This window comes from Pseudoxanthomonas sp. UC19_8, assembly GCF_042700505.1.
Classification (GTDB): domain Bacteria; phylum Pseudomonadota; class Gammaproteobacteria; order Xanthomonadales; family Xanthomonadaceae; genus Pseudoxanthomonas_A; species Pseudoxanthomonas_A winnipegensis.
In genome coordinates this window covers 3,251,959-3,268,561 of sequence record NZ_CP170559.1, presented here as the reverse complement: position 1 = coordinate 3,268,561, position 16,603 = coordinate 3,251,959, and the positions used below count along the sequence as shown (strand labels likewise).

The 16,603-nt window shown below is 70.3% G+C and carries 13 protein-coding genes and 1 pseudogene; 10 read left to right on the top strand and 4 right to left on the bottom strand.

The annotated features are described in order from the left end of the window. Positions 1-88 precede the first annotated feature (88 nt). Positions 89-451 carry a response regulator gene (locus ACFJIT_RS14490; protein WP_379655780.1) on the top strand — a complete coding sequence of 121 codons (363 nt, stop codon included), beginning with the start codon at positions 89-91 and terminating at the stop codon, positions 449-451. On the opposite strand, the gene ACFJIT_RS14485 is transcribed toward ACFJIT_RS14490, so the two are convergent. Beyond that, complete coding sequence (locus ACFJIT_RS14485; RefSeq protein ID WP_379654015.1) at positions 448-3,303, bottom strand: PAS domain-containing protein; 2,856 nt, start codon at positions 3,301-3,303, stop codon at positions 448-450. The genes ACFJIT_RS14490 and ACFJIT_RS14485 overlap by 4 nt on opposite strands. Before the next feature lie 241 nt (positions 3,304-3,544). On the opposite strand from ACFJIT_RS14485, the gene ACFJIT_RS14480 reads away from it, so the two are divergent. After that, positions 3,545-4,420, top strand: a complete 876-nt coding sequence (locus ACFJIT_RS14480; RefSeq protein ID WP_379654014.1) for a DMT family transporter — start codon at positions 3,545-3,547, stop codon at positions 4,418-4,420. Positions 4,421-4,439: 19 nt separating this feature from the next. Here ACFJIT_RS14480 and ACFJIT_RS14475 read toward each other — a convergent pair whose 3' ends face one another. After that, positions 4,440-5,228, bottom strand: coding sequence for an SPFH domain-containing protein (locus ACFJIT_RS14475; RefSeq protein ID WP_379654013.1), 789 nt, complete (start codon positions 5,226-5,228; stop codon positions 4,440-4,442). A 168-nt stretch (positions 5,229-5,396) separates the two neighbouring features. Between ACFJIT_RS14475 and ACFJIT_RS14470 the strand changes: the two genes are divergently transcribed. Both ACFJIT_RS14470 and ACFJIT_RS14465 read left to right on the top strand, forming a co-directional pair. Further along, positions 5,397-6,365 (top strand): DNA ligase, encoded by a 969-nt coding sequence (locus tag ACFJIT_RS14470; protein ID WP_379654012.1) that lies wholly within the window; start codon positions 5,397-5,399, stop codon positions 6,363-6,365. A 99-nt stretch (positions 6,366-6,464) separates the two neighbouring features. After that, the gene (locus ACFJIT_RS14465) at positions 6,465-7,685 is read left to right on the top strand and encodes an aldose epimerase family protein (RefSeq protein ID WP_379654011.1); all 1,221 of its coding nucleotides are present in this window, start codon (positions 6,465-6,467) and stop codon (positions 7,683-7,685) included. Positions 7,686-7,730: 45 nt separating this feature from the next. On the opposite strand, the gene ACFJIT_RS14460 is transcribed toward ACFJIT_RS14465, so the two are convergent. Beyond that, positions 7,731-8,186: a MarR family winged helix-turn-helix transcriptional regulator gene (locus tag ACFJIT_RS14460; protein WP_130530384.1), complete on the bottom strand. Its 456-nt coding sequence runs from the start codon at positions 8,184-8,186 to the stop codon at positions 7,731-7,733. Positions 8,187-8,236: 50 nt separating this feature from the next. Between ACFJIT_RS14460 and ACFJIT_RS14455 the strand changes: the two genes are divergently transcribed. Together ACFJIT_RS14455 and ACFJIT_RS14450 are read left to right on the top strand one after the other, a co-directional pair. Further along, positions 8,237-9,385 carry an FAD-dependent oxidoreductase gene (locus ACFJIT_RS14455; RefSeq protein ID WP_379654010.1) on the top strand — a complete coding sequence of 383 codons (1,149 nt, stop codon included), beginning with the start codon at positions 8,237-8,239 and terminating at the stop codon, positions 9,383-9,385. Positions 9,386-9,466: 81 nt separating this feature from the next. Further along, positions 9,467-10,483 (top strand): MBL fold metallo-hydrolase, encoded by a 1,017-nt coding sequence (locus ACFJIT_RS14450; protein WP_379654009.1) that lies wholly within the window; start codon positions 9,467-9,469, stop codon positions 10,481-10,483. Between the two features lie 30 nt (positions 10,484-10,513). On the opposite strand, the gene ACFJIT_RS14445 is transcribed toward ACFJIT_RS14450, so the two are convergent. Continuing rightward, positions 10,514-11,296: an alpha/beta fold hydrolase gene (locus tag ACFJIT_RS14445; protein WP_379654008.1), complete on the bottom strand. Its 783-nt coding sequence runs from the start codon at positions 11,294-11,296 to the stop codon at positions 10,514-10,516. A gap of 186 nt (positions 11,297-11,482) precedes the next feature. Here ACFJIT_RS14445 and ACFJIT_RS14440 point away from each other — a divergent pair, with 186 nt between their 5' ends. The 4 genes and pseudogenes from ACFJIT_RS14440 (at position 11,483) to glpK (ending at position 16,590) form a co-directional block, all read left to right on the top strand. Then, positions 11,483-12,256 (top strand): DeoR/GlpR family DNA-binding transcription regulator, encoded by a 774-nt coding sequence (locus ACFJIT_RS14440; protein ID WP_130515000.1) that lies wholly within the window; start codon positions 11,483-11,485, stop codon positions 12,254-12,256. Between the two features lie 333 nt (positions 12,257-12,589). Then, complete coding sequence (gene glpD / locus ACFJIT_RS14435; protein ID WP_379654007.1) at positions 12,590-14,095, top strand: glycerol-3-phosphate dehydrogenase; 1,506 nt, start codon at positions 12,590-12,592, stop codon at positions 14,093-14,095. A 116-nt stretch (positions 14,096-14,211) separates the two neighbouring features. Then, positions 14,212-15,019: pseudogene (locus ACFJIT_RS14430) on the top strand (MIP/aquaporin family protein). A gap of 71 nt (positions 15,020-15,090) precedes the next feature. Beyond that, positions 15,091-16,590, top strand: a complete 1,500-nt coding sequence (gene glpK, locus ACFJIT_RS14425) for a glycerol kinase GlpK (protein ID WP_379654006.1) — start codon at positions 15,091-15,093, stop codon at positions 16,588-16,590. The last annotated feature ends 13 nt before the right edge of the window (positions 16,591-16,603 follow it).

The window sequence follows — 16,603 nt, the reverse complement described above, 5'->3', positions numbered from 1 at the left end:
CTCATGCGGGGCCGGCGCGGGAGCGGAGCCGGTCCTGCGACGCCACATGTGCCTCGGACCCATGACCCAGCTGCAGGAACGACGGGTGCTGCTCGTCGACGACAACGAACTCATCCGCGAGATGGCCGCCGACGTGCTGGCCGACGAAGGCCTGTTGATCGTGCAGGCCGGCGATGCCGAGCAGGCGCTGGACCAGCTGCGCACGCAGCCGGCCTTCGACCTGCTGCTGACCGATGTGCGCCTGCCGGGCATGAGCGGGCGCGACCTGGCCGACGCGGCGCGCGCGCTGGCGCCGGCGCTGCCGGTGATCTTCATGACCGGCTATGCCGAGGAAGCGCTGGAGCGCCCGGATTTTCTCGGGCCCTGCATGCAGCTGCTGCGCAAGCCGTTCTCGCTGGTCGACCTGCTGGCGATGGTGCGCGGTAGCCTGCCGCAGGCCGAGGCGAGCTAACTCGACGGGGCCAGGATCGCCTGCACGCGGCGCGCCAGCTCGGCCGCCTGGAAGGGCTTGGTCATCACCTCCATGCCGGCCTCCAGCTGGCCGGCGCCGACCGCGGCGTTGGCCGCGTAGCCGGTCACGAACAGCACGCGCAAGCCGGGCCGCAGCTGGCGGCCGGCGTCGGCGACCTGGCGGCCGTTGAGGCCGCCAGGCAGGCCGACGTCGGTCAGCAGCAGGTCGATCGGCGCGGCGCCGCGCAGGTATTCGAGCGCGGCGTGGCCGTCGGCCACCGCGGTGACGCGGCAGCCGGCCTCGCCCAGCACCTCGGCGATCAGTGCGCGTACCGGCGCCTCGTCCTCGACCAGCAGCACCTCGCCGCGGGTGTGCGGGTCCAGCGCGGCCGGTTCGACGCCGTCGGCCGCGATGGCGTCCTCGGCACCGTCCAGGCGCGGCAGCAGCAGCTGCATCGTGGTGCCGTGGCCCAGCCGCGAGGCCATGCGCACCTGGCCGCCGGACTGGCGCATGAAGCCGTAGATCATCGACAGCCCCAGCCCGGTGCCCTGGCCGATCGGCTTGGTGGTGAAGAAGGGCTCGAACACGCGCTCCATCACCTCGGCGCTCATGCCGGTGCCGGTGTCCTGCACGCCCAGGCGCACGTACGGGCCTGGCGCCAGCTCCAGCGACGCGGCGGCCTCGGCGTCCAGCTCGATGTTGTGGGTCTCGATGATCAGCTGGCCGCCTTCGGGCATCGCATCGCGCGCGTTGATGCACAGGTTGAGCAGCGCGTTCTCCAGCTGCGGCGCATCCACCAGCACGCGCCACAGCGGGCTGGCCAGCTGGAAATGCGTCTGGATCGAGGGCCCCAGCGTGCGCCGCAGGATGTCGCCCATGCCATCGACCAGCTGGTTGACGTCCACCGCCGTGGGCGCCAGCGTCTGCCGGCGCGAGAACGCCAGCAGGCGCTGGGTCAGGGAGGCCGCGCGCGAGGCGCCGGAGCGGGCCATCTCCAGGTAGCGCTCCAGCCGGTCGTAGCGGCCGGCCTCGATGCGCTGCTGCAGCAGGTCCAGCCCCATGGTGACGGCGGTGAGCAGGTTGTTGAAGTCGTGCGCCAGTCCGCCGGTGAGCTGGCCGACGGCCTCCATCTTCTGGCTCTGGCGCAGCTTCTCCTCGGCCAGCAGCAGCTCGTCGGTGCGCTCGCGCACGCGCTCCTCCAGCGAGGCGGTCAGCTCGCGCAGGCGGTTCTCCGCATCGCGGCGCGCGGTGATGTCGGTGGCCGCGCCGAACCAGCCGTGCAGCTTGCCCTCGGCATCGAACAGCGGCACCGCGCGCGACAGCGACCAGCCCAGGCTGCCGTCGTTGCGGCGCACCGGATGTTCCAGCGTCAGCGGCTGCCGGCTGGTCACCGCCTCGTGGACCGCGGCGACGACCCGGTGCTGATCCGAATCGGGGATGTGCCGCGCCATCCAGCGCTCGATCGGCGCGAAGCTGTCGCGGGCCGCACCGGTGCCGGTCAGCTGGCGCATCTGCGTCCAGTGCGCGTCGATCATGAACAAGGCGTCCGACGAGGCGCTGACCAGCGCCGTCAGGCGCGCCTCGCTGTCGCGCAGCGCGTCGATGGCCATGCGTTCGGCGGTGCGGTCGCCGAGCACCTTGACGAAGCCGATCGCCGTGCCGTCCGCGTTGCGCAGCACGGTGGTGGCGCTGCTGGCCCAGAAACGCTCGCCCGAGCGGCGCACCTGCCAGCGCTCGCGCACCACGCGACCGGTCTCCAGCGCGTCCAGCAGCTCGCGCTCGGCCACGCCATTGGCGATGTCCTGCTCGGTGAACAGCCGCTCGGTCGTATGCCCGCGCATCTGTTGCTCGCTCCAGCCCAGGATCAGCTGTGCGCCGGCGTTCCAGTGGGTGATGCGCCCCTGCAGGTCGGTGGCCAGGATCGCGTAGTCGGTGGCGCTGTCGATGACCTGGCGACTGTGCGCGTCCAGCGCGCGCATCGCGGCCTCGCCCTCGATGCGCGCGGTCACGTCCACGCCCTGCACGAACACGCCGGTGATCTGCCCGCGCTCGTCGCGGATCGGCTGGAAGACGATGTCCACGAAGCGCGGATGCACCGGCCCGCCCGGCTCGGCCCGCACCGCGTAGGCGGCGCTGTTGGCCGCGTAGACCTCGCCGGTGCGGTAGACCCCGTCCAGCAGGTCCAGATAGCCCTGTTCGACCGCGTCGGGCAGGGCCTCGGCCACGGTCTTGCCGACCACGTCGCGGTGGTCGATCAGGCGCAGGTAGCCGGGGTTGACCACCTCGATGCGATGCTCGGGCCCGCTGAGGAAGGCCATGAACATCGGCGCCTGCTCGAACAGCTGCGCCAGGCGCTCGTGCTCGCGCGCCAGGCGCCGCTCGGCCTGGATCTTCTCGGTGACCTCGTTGGTCAGGCAGAACGCGCCGCCGACGCGACCGTCTTCCAGGTAGATCGGGGTGAAGGAGAACGTCCACCAGGTGTCCTCCGGCACGCCGTAGCGCTGCATCTGGATGTACATCTCCACATGGCGCTCGGACTGCCCGCGGTAGGCGCTCTCGATCGGGCCGCGCACCGAGTCCCACACGTCGCCCCACAGCACGCGCATCGAGGCGCCCAGCGCGCCGGGCGCGCGCGGCCCCAGGATCGGGGCGTAGACGTCGTTGTAGAGGAAGGTCACCTCCTCGCCCCAGACCATGAACATGCACTCGGGCGCATTGACCATCAGGTTGACCGCCGCGCGCAGCGGCGCCGGCCAGGTCTCCACCGGGCCCAGCGGGGTGGCGGCCCAGTCGTGCGCGCGGATCTTGGCGGCCATGGCGCTGCCGCCGGCGGGGAACCAGGGCTGGCTCATGCCGCGTTCCCGTGTGCCAATCGCGAGCGCTGTCGGCATGAAGCGGCGGCGGGCCGGCAGCGGGGCGGGAGGAGCGGACGAAGCATGCAGGTGAAGACCGGCGGCGGGCGTGCGCCATTTCAGCACGGCCGGGCTCGGCCTGGCATGAAGTTTCGCAACGCCCATGCGCGGCGCCTGCCCGCGCTGCCCGTAGACTGTGGTGCCGGCGCGACGCGCCCGACGAGCTTGCGGAACCGACACGATGTTCAAGGGTGTGCTGCTGGGCTTCGCGTGCTACGCGGCCTATGCGATCAGCGATGCGTTCGTGAAGCTGCTCGACGGCAGCCTGCCGTCCCACGAGGTGGTGTTCTTCGGCGCCCTGCTCATGCTGGTGGCGGTGCCGTTCCTGAAGAAGCCGCAGGACCGCTGGCGCGACGTGGTGGTGGCCCGCAAGCCGGCGATCTGGCTGCTGCGCGCCTTCTGCGGCGCCGCCGGCAACCTGACCTCGGTGATCGCCTTCACCCAGCTGCCGATGGCCGAGGCCTTCGCCCTGATCTTCCTGATGCCGCTGTTCGTCACCGTGCTGTCGGTGATGCTGCTGCGCGAGGAGGTGCACTGGCGCCGCTGGACCGCGGTGGCGGTGGGCTTCATCGGCGTGCTGGTGGTGCTGCGGCCGGGCTTCCGCCAGCTCAGCCACGGCCACGTCGCCGCGATCCTGTGCGGCCTGACCGGCGCGGTGTCGGTGATCAGCCTGCGCATGGCCGGCCCGGAGGAGAAGCGCGTCACCCTGTACGGCGCCGGCGTGCTCGGCCCGCTGGTGGCCGGCGGCATCCTGATGCTGCCGCACTTCGTCTGGCCCAGCGCGACGCAGTGGGGCCTGATCGCCGGCTACGGGCTGCTGGCCGGGCTGGCGGCGATCCTGATGATGTATTCCACCCGGCTGGCGCCGGTCAGCGCGGTCGCGCCGACCCAGTACAGCCAGATGCTGTGGGCGATCGGCTTCGGCGCCTGGCTGTTCCACAGCCGCGTCGACGCGATCACCTGGGTCGGCATCGCCCTGATCCTGGCCTCGGGCCTGGTCACCTTCATCCGCTGGAACCAGATCGCCAGCTGGCGGCGGCGGATGCGGATCGTCTGATCCGCTCCGCACCTGCGTCCTACTTCGCCACCACGCTGGTGCCGCTGGGCACGACGTAGCAGGCCGCGGCCTTGGTGCAGGCCTCGGCGTTGATCTCGGCGATCTGGCGTGCCAGATACTGCTCGGGCGAGAGGTTCATCGCATTGCGGTAGGCGTTGTCCGCATCGGCCATGGCCTTCTGCTCCTTGGCGCGCTGCAGCTCGGCATTGGTGGCCTCGACCAGCGTCTTGACCCGCTGCTGCTGGGCCGCGGTGAGGTTCATCTGCTGCAGCACGTCGGGGTTGGGCTTGGCCCGGCCCAGGGTGATGTTCATGATCTCCACGTCCAGGCCCTGGTCCTTGACCACCTTGCGGATGGCATCGGTCACCGCGTCGTCGATGCGCTGGGCGGTGGCGACATCGCTCATCATGCTGGTCATGTCGAAGCGCTTGACCTGGTCGCGCACGATGGCCGCGTACTGGCTGCGGATGTTGTTCTTGAACCAGTCCGGGCCGAACTTGCGCAGCAGCCGCGGCGCATTGGTCACGCGGTACTGGATGGTGGTCTCGAAGTCGAGCAGGATGTTGTCCGACGAGGAGAAGTCGTCGAACGCCACCGCCAGCACCTGCGGGCTGACATCCACCACGATGGCATCGGTGGTCAGCCAGGTGTAGGCCAGGCCGGGCTTGATGGTTTCGTCGCGGATGCCGCCGTCGCCGAACAGGCGCGGGCGATCGATCAGCACCGCCTCCTGCCCGGGATCGACCTTGACCACCGTGCAGCCCGCCACGCTGACCACGCCGGCCAGTGTCCAGATGATGCGCTTCATGTTGTCCCCTTGGTGCGTCCCTGTGCCCGACGGCAGCCTTGGCCACCGGGTCGATCCGGATGATAAGACGGAAGGCCGACGCGGATCAGGCCGCGGCGTTGTCCTACGCCCGGATCGGACGCGCGCCGACGGACACCGTGGCCGCGCAGGGCCACGCTGGAGCCCGGAATGGACTTCGTGGAGCAGACGATGCGCGTCGTGGCGGGAATGGTGCTGGCGGCCTGTCTGGCCGGGCCGGGCATGGTGGACGCAGCGGCGCCGCAGGCGCCGCCGATGCTGGCCACTGCGTATCGCGGGCAGGGCGAGGTCGCCGCGTATCTGGTCAGCGAGAAGCTCGATGGCGTGCGCGGGCGCTGGGACGGCCGAGCGCTGTGGACGCGCGGCGGCGAGCCGATCGCGGTGCCGGCCTGGTTCACCCGGGGCTGGCCGCCGGTGCCGATGGAAGGCGAACTGTGGATCGGGCGCGGCCAGTTCGACGTGGCCAGCGCGCTGGTGCGCGCGGGCGATCCGCACGACCCGCGCTGGCGCGCGTTGCGCTTCATGGTGTTCGACCTGCCCGCCGCGGGCGGCGCGTTCGCCGCGCGCGTGGCGCGGATGGAGGCGCTGCTGGGCATCGGGGCGCATCCGCAGCTGCGGATGCTCGAGCAGCGCCGCTTCGACAGCCGGGCCGCGCTGGATGCCGAGCTGGACCGCGTGGTGCAGGCCGGCGGCGAAGGCCTGATGCTGCAGCACCGCGCGGCGCGCTACCTGCCCGGGCGCAGCGATGCGCTGCTCAAGTACAAGCGCCTGGACGATGCCGAGGCGCGCGTGATCGGGCATGTGCCGGGCCAGGGCCGGCACGCCGGCCGGCTGGGTGCCTTGCTGGTGGAGACGCCGGACGGGCGCCGCTTCCGCATCGGCAGCGGCTTGCGCGACGCCCAGCGCGACGCGCCGCCGCCGCTGGGCACGTGGGTGACGTATCAGTACAACGGCCTGACCGGGCGCGGCCTGCCACGCTTCGCCCGCTTTCTGCGGGTGCGGGAGGAAAGCAGGGGCCAGGGATCAGAGGCCAGGGACCAGAGGCCAGGGAACAGCGGTAGCCGGCGATGCGGCACTCAGCGCGCGCGCCAATGCACTGCTTTATCCCCAGGCCCCTGATTTCTGATCTCTGATCCCTGGCCCTGGCCTGTCCGCGTCGCCTGCGCCCGCATGCGGCTTGAGGCACACTGGCGCCCTCACCTGGGAGGGAGACATCGAATGCGTATCGCACTGCTGGCCGCCGTGACGGCGATGGGACTGGGCGCCTGCTCGCAACCGCCGGAAGATCCGGCCACGCGCGCCCAGCCCGATGCTTCCGGCGCCGCCGCGCCTGCGGCCTCGTCCGCGCCGGCCGCGGCCCCCGCGCATGTGGTCGCCAGCGACTTCGGCACGCTGCCCGATGGGCGCAAGGTGCAGAAGTTCGTGCTGGACAACGGCCACGGCATGACCGCTTCGATCATCACCTACGGCGGCATCCTGCAGGCGCTGACCGTGCCCGACCGCAACGGCAAGGACGACGACGTGGTGCTGGGTTACGACACGCTGGACGGCTACCTCAAGGACGCCGCCACCGTGCAGACCAACTTCGGCGCGCTGATCGGGCGGTACGCCAACCGCTTGGCCAAGGGACGTTTCACCCTGGACGGCAAGACCTACCAGATCCCGACCAACAACAACGGCAACACCTTGCACGGCGGTCCGGAAGGCTTCGCCACCAAGCTGTGGGAGGCCAGCCCCGCCAGCGACGGGACCCCGTCGGTGACCCTGCGCTACCGCTCGCCCGATGGCGAGATGGGCTTCCCCGGCACGCTCGACGTCAGCGTGGTCTACACCCTGCAGGACGATGGCCTGAAGCTGGACTACCGCGCCACCACCGACAAGCCGACCGTGCTCAATCTCACCAGCCACGGCTACTTCAACCTGGCCGGCGCCGGGGCCGCCTCGGTGCTGGATCACCGCGTGCAGATCAACGCCGCGCGCTATACCCAGACCGATGCGCAGCTGATCCCCACCGGCAAGCTGCTGCCCGTGGCCGGCACGCCGCTGGATTTCCGCACGCCGCATGCCCTGGGCGAGCGCATCCACGAAGACAACGCCGACCTGCGTCACGCCGAGCCCAAGCAGGGCGGTTACGACTTCAACTGGGTGCTCGATGCGCCGGGCCTAGAGACGCCGGCGGTCATCGTCGAGGAGCCCACCACCGGGCGCACGCTGACCGTGTTCACCACCGAGCCCGGCATGCAGCTCTACACCTCCAACGCCATCGACCGCATCGAAGGCGGCAAGGGCGGCAAGCCCTATCTGCACTGGGGCGCGCTGGCGCTGGAAGCCCAGCACTTCCCCGACAGCCCCAACCACGCCGACTTCCCCAGCACGCGCCTGGACCCGGGCCAGACCTACACGCAGACCACGATCTATCGCTTCGGCGTAGCCAAGTAGGCCTCCGTCGTGCCGCGCCGGCCCACACGCGGGCCGGCGCGGTGCCTACTCCAATGCGTCCAGGTTGCGGTTGATCCGCAGCATCAGCGTGGCGAACTGGGCCAGGTCCTGCGCGTCGAAGCCGGCCAGAGCCTGTTCGCCAGTGGCGTCCATCACCGCCTTGGCCTTGGGCAGGCGTCTGCGCGCCAGCGGTGTCAGCGAGATCAGCTTGCTGCGGCCATCGGCCGGATCGGGCGTGCGCTGGATCAGCCCGTCGCGCTCCATCCGGTTGAGCAGCTGGGCCATGCTCGGTTGCTCGACCCGCGCGCGCCGCGCCAGTTCGCCCTGCGACAGCGCATCGCCGTGCTTGAGCGCTACCAGCACCGGCAGCTGGCCCATGGCGAAGCCATGCTCGCGCAGCTGCGCGTCGACCAGCCGCGAGAACGTGCGATAGGCGATGCCGAGCAGCTTGAGCGGATCATGGCGGGCGGCCTGCTCGAGTTCGCTGGTTTGACTTTCCATAGGTGGCTATGTTTTAAATATAGGCACCTATTATATCCGGAGCAGCAGGCATGGCCAACCTTCCGCGTATCGCCATCGTCGGGGGCGGCCCGGCCGGTCTGACGCTGGCCCGCCTGCTGCAGCTGCAGGGGCTCGCGCCGGAGGTGTTCGAGCGCGAGGCGCATCCGCTGGAGCGCCCCCAGGGCGGCTCGCTCGATCTGCATCAGGGCTCGGGCCTGCTGGCGATCGAACGCGCCGGGTTGCAGGACGCCTTCGCGCGCATCGCCCGCTACGAAGACCAGGGCGAGCGCCTGCTCAACCACCGCGGCGAGGTGCTCTTCGAGGACCGGGAGGGCTTCGACCGCAGCCGGCCCGAGGTCGACCGCACCGCGCTGCGCGCGATGCTGCTCGATGCGCTCGCCCCCGGCACCGTGCGCTGGAGCGCGCCGCTGCAGGCCCTGCATGCGCTGGACGAAGGCCGCTGGCAGCTGGAACTGGCCAGCGGTCTGGCCGGCCCGTTCGACCTGGTGGTCGGCGCGGACGGCGCCTGGTCCAGGGTGCGCCCGCTGCTGTCGTCCTACCGCCCGCAGTACAGCGGCCTGACCTTCGTCGAGTTCGGCATCGACCAGGTCGATCGCGACCATCCGGCGCTGTCCGCGCTGGTCGGACCGGGCAAGCTCGACATCGAAGGCGAGGGCAGGATGCTCATCGCCCAGCGCAACGGGCATGCGCATGTGCGCGGCTACGCCATCTTCCGCGTGCCGGCGGACTGGGCGCAGCAGCGCTTCGACTTCAGCGATCCGCAGGCCGTGCGGGCCGGGCTGCTCGAGGAGTTCGCCGGGTTCGCGCCGGAGATCCTGGACCTGTTCCGCGCGGCCAACGACCACTTCGTCGCGCGGCCGATCCACGCGCTACCCGTGGGGCATCGCTGGAACCACCGTCCCGGCCTGACCCTGATCGGCGACGCGGCGCATCTGATGTCGCCCTTCGCCGGCGAAGGCGTCAACGCGGCCATGCTCGATGCCGCCGAACTGGCCGAGCAGCTGGCGCAGGGTGCGCTGCATGACGCGGTGTGTCGCTACGAGGCGTACATGTTCGAGCGCGTGGCCGAAGTGGCACAGGAATCGGCCGAGGCCGCGGCCACGCAGCTCTCGCATGTCGGGCTGGAACTGACCGCGGCGATGTACCGTCAGCATCAACAGGCCCATCGCGCGGGCTGATGGCGGGCGCGCGCCGCGTCGCACGCAGGATCGACAGCGCCTGGGCTTGTCAGGCGAGGTGGTTGTCCCCATGGTGCTGCCATGGCCGACTCCAACGAACCCGGATCCCGCGCTGCGTCGCTGCGGTCCAGCGCAGGGCGCTTCCGCAACGCGATCGCGATCCCGCGCACCGGGCTGCTGGAATCGCTGCGCCTGTTCCGCAGCGTGCTGTTCGACAAGCCGCGCACCAGCGTGCCGGACCGCCCGATTCCAGTCCGCCCGCTGACCCGTGCCGAACTGCTGGCCGCGCCGGATTTCAGCCTATACCGGCTCGGCCATTCGACCGTGCTGCTCAAGCTGCGCGGGCAGTTCTGGATCACCGACCCGGTCTTCGCCCAGCGCGCCTCGCCGCTGCCGTGGATGGGGCCCAAGCGCTTCCATGCGCCGCCGATCGCGCTGAAGGATCTGCCGCCGCTGAAGGGCGTGATCCTCTCGCACAACCACTACGACCATCTGGACAAGGCGGCCGTGCGTGCGCTGGCCGCCTCGGCCGAGCACTTCATCGCCCCGCTGGGCGTGGGCGACACGCTGGTGCGCTGGGGCGTGCCGGCGGCCAAAGTGCAACAGCTGGACTGGTGGCAGTCCACCGTCATCGACGGGCTGCGCCTGGTCGCCACGCCCGCCCAGCATTTCTCCGGGCGCGGGCTGCGCGACGGCAATGCCACGCTGTGGTGCTCGTGGGTGCTGATCGACGACGGGCTGCGCGTGTTCTTCAGCGGCGACAGCGGTTATTTCGATGGCTTCAGACAGATCGGCGAGCGCTTCGGGCCGTTCGACCTGACCCTGGTGGAGACCGGCGCCTACGATCGCCAGTGGCCGCACGTGCACATGCGGCCCGAGGAATCCCTGCAGGCGCATCTGGACCTGCAGGGGCGCTGGATGCTGCCGATCCACAACGGCACCTTCGACCTGGCGCTGCATCCGTGGTTCGAGCCGTTCGAGCGCATCAGCGCCTTGGCCGCCGAGCGCGGTGTCGCGCTGTCCACGCCGGTGATCGGCGAGCGCGTCGACCTGCGGCAGCCGACCGCGGGTTCGGCGTGGTGGCGCCTGCCCAAGTAGGCGCGCCAAGCCCGCGGGTGCCTGGTGCGCCTACCGCTGGGCGAGAAAGTTGCGCAGCAAGGCGTTGAACGCGTCCGGATGCTCCAGCGGCGGAAAGTGCCCGCACGCAGGCACGACCGCCAACCGCGCGTGCGCCATGCGATCCACGATCAACTGACCGGCCGCCGGCGGCGCGCTGGCATCGTCCGCGCCGGCGACGACCAGGGTCGGATGGGGCAGGGAGGCAATCGCCTCCTCCAGCGACAGGCCGGCGACCATGTCCCAGAGCTGGGCGTGAAAGGCCGGGTCGTTGCGCAGCAGCAGTTTGCCCAGCCGGTCGCCGATTTCGGGACGCGCCGCGAGGAACTCCGCCGGGAACCAGCGCGCGAGGTGCAGCGGCGCGATGCCTTCCATGCCGATCGCGCGCACGGTTTCCGCGCGCTGCCGCAGAAGATCCCTGACCGCATCGGAGAAGGTGCAGGAGGTGGCGACAAGCGTGAGCGAGCGCACCTGCGTCGGCGAGGTCACCGCCAGGGTCTGCGCGATCATGCCGCCGACCGAGATGCCGACGACATCGACCGGGCCGGTGCGCAGGGCGCCGAGCAGCGCGACCAGCGCCTCGGCGAAGCCGGCGAAGCTCGGCGCTTCCTGCCCATGCGGCGAGCGTCCGTGGCCGGGCAGGTCGATCGCGATCACATCGCGGTCGCGCGCGAAGGCGTGGATCTGCTGTTCCCATACCGAAAGATCCAGGCCGAGCGCATGCAAGAACAGCAGCGGCACGCCGCCGCGCGGGCCGGTCCGGATCATGTTGAGGCCTGGTGTGGCGTCGCTCATCGGGGATCCTCCACGCAGGCGCTCAGCCTAGTGGAGTCGCCCGCGCCGGGCAGCGCGATCGCGCGGACGCAGTGTGTTGTTCTTGCGTCGCAAGCGCCTGCGTGGCGCAGGCCTTGCGCGCTGCGGTGTTGCAATGCGCGCCGCATCGACGATCATGCGGGCACCTCGCAGGCACAGGCGGTACGCATGGAACATCCAGTCCTCAACCGGCGCCAGGAACAACTGGTGGCGCTGGTGCGCCAGCTCGGCTATGCCGAGGTGGACGGGCTGGCCACGCAGTTCGACGTGACCCAGCAGACCATCCGCCGTGACCTGATGCTGCTGTGCGAGGCCGGCCTGCTGCGCCGCTACCACGGCGGGGTGAGCCTGCCCTCCAGCGTGGAGAACACCGCCTACGCCACGCGCAAGTCCCTGCAGGCCGAGCAGAAGCGTCGCATCGCCCGGGAGGTGGCCACGCATGTCCCCGACCATTCCTCGCTGTTCATCAACCTGGGCACGACCAACGAGGACGTGGCCGCGGCGCTGATGCACAAGCAGGGGCTGCGGGTGATCACCAACAACCTCAACGTGGCGGTGCTGATGAGCACCAATCCCAGCTTCGAGGTGATCGTGGCCGGCGGCATGGTGCGCGCGCGCGACCAGGGTGTGACCGGCCAGCCGACCATCGATCTGGTGCGCCAGTTCACCGTGGACTTCGGGATCATCGGCATCTCCGGCATCGAACTGGACGGCACGCTGCTGGACTTCGACTTCCAGGAGGTGCGCGTGGCCCAGGCCATCGTCGAGCATTCGCGGCAGGTGCTGCTGGCCGCCGACGCCAGCAAGATTGGCCGCAACGCGCTGTGCCGGCTGGGGCCGATCGCGCTGGTGGACGACTGGTTCACCGACCGCGCGCCGCCGGACGTCCTGGCCGAGGTGCTGGCCGCGGGCAAGACCCGGGTCCACGTCGTCGGCGACTGACGGCGGGTTCGGGGCGTCTGGCGCTGGCCCCAGACCGGTGCAAAACCAGGCCGGCGCCCCCTCGGCAGGAGGCGGCTCGCCGGACATGCATTTTCACCGGAGGCTGCCCCGAACAGGCGGCCTGCGGGCGCGCCTTCGGCGGTGTCGAAACGAACTCCAAATCGGCGACGCCTTCGACCATCGTCTAACCCGGTGAGCGCAAGCGGGCATGCCGCGCTCACGAAATGTTCGTAAATGTTCGTTTAAGATCGTTGTTGTCCGTCTTTGTCCAGACGCGAACGGCGCCATGCGGCCGTCGTCGTGCGGGCGGCGGCCCGGTCGAGGAGCGGTGAGATGGTCGAACGCGTCGATGTGCTGGTGGTGGGCGGCGGGATCAACGGGGTGGGCATCGCCCGCGACGCGATCGGCCGCGGGCTGAGCGTGTGCCTGTGCGAGGCCGACGATCTGGCCGCGCATACCTCCAGCGCCAGCACCAAGCTGATCCATGGCGGTCTGCGCTATCTGGAACAGTACGAGTTCCGCCTGGTCGGCAAGGCGCTGGCCGAGCGCGAGGTGCTGCTGCGCCTGGCCCCGCACATCGCCTGGCCGCTGCGCTTCCTGCTGCCGCACCAGCCGCACCTGCGGCCGGCCTGGATGATCCGCGTCGGCATGTTCCTCTACGACCGCCTGGGCGGGAAGCGCACGCTGGAAGGCTCGCGCCGGGTCGATCTGCGCCGCTCGCCGGTGGGCGCACCGCTGAAGGAGGAGTTCACCACCGGCTTCGCCTACTCCGATGGCTGGGTGCAGGACGCCAGGCTGGTGGTGCTCAATGCGATGGACGCGGCCGAGCGCGGCGCATCCATCCACACCCGCACCCGCTGCGTCGGCGCACGCCGCGATGGCGCGCATTGGCTGGCCGAACTGGAAACCGCGCAGGGCCAGCGCATCGCCGTCGAGGCGCGGGCGCTGGTCAATGCCGCCGGTCCCTGGGCCGTGCAGTTCCTGGACCAGGTCGCGCATCTGCGGCACGACTATGCGCTGCGTCTGGTCAAGGGCAGCCACATCGTGGTGCCGCGCATGTTCGCGCACGAGCATGCCTACATCTTTCAGCAACCCGACCGCCGTATCGTGTTCGCCATTCCCTACGAGCGCGACTTCACCCTGATCGGCACCACCGACATGGAGTACAGGGGCGATCCGGCGCGTCCGCGCATCGACGCGGACGAGGTCGACTACCTGTGCGCGGCGGCCAACCGCTACTTCCGCAAGTCCATCGGCCCGGGCGATGTGGTGTGGACCTACAGCGGCGTGCGCCCGCTGCTGGAGGATGAGGAGGACAACGCATCGGAGGTCACCCGCGACTACCGGCTGGAAGTCGATGCGGACGGGCCGCCGCTGCTGAGCGTGTTCGGCGGCAAGCTCACCACCTATCGCAAGCTGGCCGAGCAGGCCGTGGACAAGCTCGAGTCGCAGCTGGGCCGCAAGCCGCAGCCCTGGACCGCGGACGGGGCGCCACTGCCGGGCGGGGACATGCTGCCCTTCGATCAGGCCCTGGCGCTGCTGCGCACGGCGCGGCCCTGGCTGCCCAAGGAACTGGCCTGGCGGCTGGTGCGCAACTACGGCTCGCGCACCGAGCGCATCCTGGGCGAGGCGACCACGCTGACCGACCTGGGCGAACACTTCGGCGCCGACCTCTATCGGGCCGAGGTCGACTACCTGCAGCGCCACGAATGGGTCGTCGATGCCGAAGACCTGCTCTGGCGCCGCAGCAAGCTGGGCCTGCGCCTGACCCCGGCCCAGCAGCGCCGCCTGGCCGAGGTGCTGCACGCCTCGGCCGCGACGGTGGCCACGCGCGCCTGATCCATCCACCCTGTTCGGCCGCACGCTCGCGCGCGGTCTTCACGTGACCACTGGGAGGTTGCCGACATGTCCACCAAGCCCCGCACCATCGCCGCAGGCCCGACGGGAGGCCGGCGATGAACCGCCAGTTTCTCGGTGAGCTGATCTCCGAGGCGGTGGCGATGGCGATCATCATCGCCTTCGGCGATTCGGTCGCGGCGATGTACACCCTCTACGATCCCAATCCCTATGCCGGCGGCTACTGGGGCGTCTGCATCGCCTCGGGGACTGGGCGTGACCATCGCCATCTACGCCACCGGCTCGGTCTCGGGCACCCATGCCAATCCGGCGGTGACGCTGGCGCTGGCGCTGTTCCGCGGGTTCTCGTGGAAGAAGGTGCTGCCCTACTGGGGGGCGCAGGTGATCGGCGCCATGGTCGGCGCGGCGATCGTCTACGCGCTGTATGCCCCGGTGATCGACCACTACAACGAGGTCAAGCAGCTCACGCGCGAAGCCGGCGGCGCGGCCGGGGTGTTCTTCACCGCGCCGGGGCTCGCGGTCACGCCGCTGCATGCGCTGAGCGACCAGGCCATCCTCACCGCGTTCCTGGTGTTCGGCATCTTCGCCATCACCGAGCAGTACAACGAGATGGCGCCGGGCGCCAACTCCGGCGCGCTGATCATCGGCCTGCTGGTGGCGACCATCGGCGCGTCGATGGGCTACCTGGAGGCCTGGGCGATCAACCCGGCCCGCGATTTCGGCCCGCGCGTGTTCGCGTTCTTCGCCGGCTGGGGCCCCTCGGCCTTCCCCTCGCCGCACAACTACTGGTGGGTGCCCATCGTCGGCCCGTTGATCGGCGGGGTGGTCGGCGCGGCCGCCTACCAGTGGCTGATCTATCCGTTCCTGCCGGCGCGCCAGCGCGCCGCGCAGAAGCCCGAAGCCTGAGCGCGGCACCGAGCCACCGCTTCCCGCCGCGCGCCTGGCGCCGGCCCTTCCAACATGCAGGGAGTCATCCGATGGACAAGCAATACGTGCTGGCGATCGACCAGGGCACCACCAGTTCGCGCGCCATGCTGTTCGACCGCAGCGGTGCGGTCAAAGGCATCGCCCAGCGCGAGTTCACCCAGATCTTCCCGCAGCCGGGCTGGGTCGAGCACAACCCGCGCGAGATCCTTTCCAGCGTGTTGACCACGATGACCGACGTGCTGACCCAGGCCAACGTCGAGGCCTCGCAGGTGGCGGCCATCGGCATCACCAACCAGCGCGAAACCACGGTGGTGTGGGACAAGCGCACCGGCCAGGCCGTGTACAACGCCATCGTCTGGCAGTCGCGCCAGTCGCAGAGCGTGTGCAAGGAGCTGCGCGAGGCCGGGCACGATGAACTCTTCCGCGCCAGATCCGGCCTGTTGATCGACCCGTACTTCGCCGGCACCAAGCTCAAGTGGATCCTGGACAACGTCGAGGGCGTGCGCGAGAAGGCCCTGGCCGGCGACCTGCTGTTCGGCACCATCGACAGCTGGTTGATCTGGAACCTCTCCGAGGACCACGCCCACGTCACCGACCAGACCAACGCCGGGCGCACGCTGATGTACGACATCCATGCGCTGCGCTGGGACGATGAGCTGCTGGATATCCTCGGCGTGCCGCGCTCGATGCTGCCCAGGGTGTGTTCGTCCAGCGAGGTCTATACCCATACCGCCGGCCGGCACTTCTTCGGCCAGAAGGTGCCGATCGCCGGCATCGCCGGCGACCAGCAGGCGGCGCTGTTCGGCCAGGCCTGCTACACGCCGGGCATGGCCAAGAACACCTACGGCACCGGTTGCTTCGTGCTGATGAACACCGGCGAGAAGGCGGTGAGTTCCAGGAACGGTCTGCTGACCACGATCGCCTGGGGCATCGATGGCAAGGTCGAGTACGCGCTGGAGGGCAGCATCTTCGTGGCCGGGTCCGCCGTGCAGTGGCTGCGCGACGGCCTGCGCATGTTCGGCAAGGCCAGCGACACGCAGGCCTATGCCGAGCGCGTGCCGGACACCGACGGGGTGTACATGGTGCCCGCGTTCGTCGGCCTGGCCGCGCCTTACTGGGACAGCGAGGTCCGCGGCGCGTTCTTCGGCCTGACCCGCGGTACCAGCAAGGAGCACTTCATCCGCGCCACGCTGGAGTCGATGGCCTACCAGACCCGCGACGTGCTCGAAGCCATGCAGGCCGACGCCGGGCTGGACCTCAAGGAACTGCGCGTGGACGGCGGGGCGATCACCAACGACTTCCTGGCCCAGTTCCAGGCCGACATCCTCGATACGGCGGTGGTGCGCCCCAAGGTGGCCGAGACCACCGCACTGGGCGCGGCCTACCTGGCCGGGCTGGCGACCGGCTTCTGGTCCAGCCGCGAGGAGATCGCCAACCAGTGGGCCATCGACGCGCGCTTCGAACCGACGATGCCGGCGGCCGATCGCGAACGGCGTTACCGCGGCTGGAAGAAGGCCGTGCAGGCGACGCTGGCCTTCCGCCCGGACTGAGCCTCGGGCCGGA

What these genes read in the sequence shown, in the direction of transcription:
- ACFJIT_RS14485 (WP_379654015.1), bottom strand. Translation starts at nt 3,303, where the DNA reads ATGAGCCAGCCCTGGTTCCCCGCCGGCGGCAGCGCCATGGCCGCCAAG.
- ACFJIT_RS14480 (WP_379654014.1), top strand. Translation starts at nt 3,545, where the DNA reads ATGTTCAAGGGTGTGCTGCTGGGCTTCGCGTGCTACGCGGCCTATGCG.
- ACFJIT_RS14475 (WP_379654013.1), bottom strand. Translation starts at nt 5,228, where the DNA reads ATGAAGCGCATCATCTGGACACTGGCCGGCGTGGTCAGCGTGGCGGGC.
- ACFJIT_RS14470 (WP_379654012.1), top strand. Translation starts at nt 5,397, where the DNA reads ATGGACTTCGTGGAGCAGACGATGCGCGTCGTGGCGGGAATGGTGCTG.
- ACFJIT_RS14465 (WP_379654011.1), top strand. Translation starts at nt 6,465, where the DNA reads ATGCGTATCGCACTGCTGGCCGCCGTGACGGCGATGGGACTGGGCGCC.
- ACFJIT_RS14460 (WP_130530384.1), bottom strand. Translation starts at nt 8,186, where the DNA reads ATGGAAAGTCAAACCAGCGAACTCGAGCAGGCCGCCCGCCATGATCCG.
- ACFJIT_RS14455 (WP_379654010.1), top strand. Translation starts at nt 8,237, where the DNA reads ATGGCCAACCTTCCGCGTATCGCCATCGTCGGGGGCGGCCCGGCCGGT.
- ACFJIT_RS14450 (WP_379654009.1), top strand. Translation starts at nt 9,467, where the DNA reads ATGGCCGACTCCAACGAACCCGGATCCCGCGCTGCGTCGCTGCGGTCC.
- ACFJIT_RS14445 (WP_379654008.1), bottom strand. Translation starts at nt 11,296, where the DNA reads ATGAGCGACGCCACACCAGGCCTCAACATGATCCGGACCGGCCCGCGC.
- ACFJIT_RS14440 (WP_130515000.1), top strand. Translation starts at nt 11,483, where the DNA reads ATGGAACATCCAGTCCTCAACCGGCGCCAGGAACAACTGGTGGCGCTG.
- glpD (WP_379654007.1), top strand. Translation starts at nt 12,590, where the DNA reads ATGGTCGAACGCGTCGATGTGCTGGTGGTGGGCGGCGGGATCAACGGG.
- glpK (WP_379654006.1), top strand. Translation starts at nt 15,091, where the DNA reads ATGGACAAGCAATACGTGCTGGCGATCGACCAGGGCACCACCAGTTCG.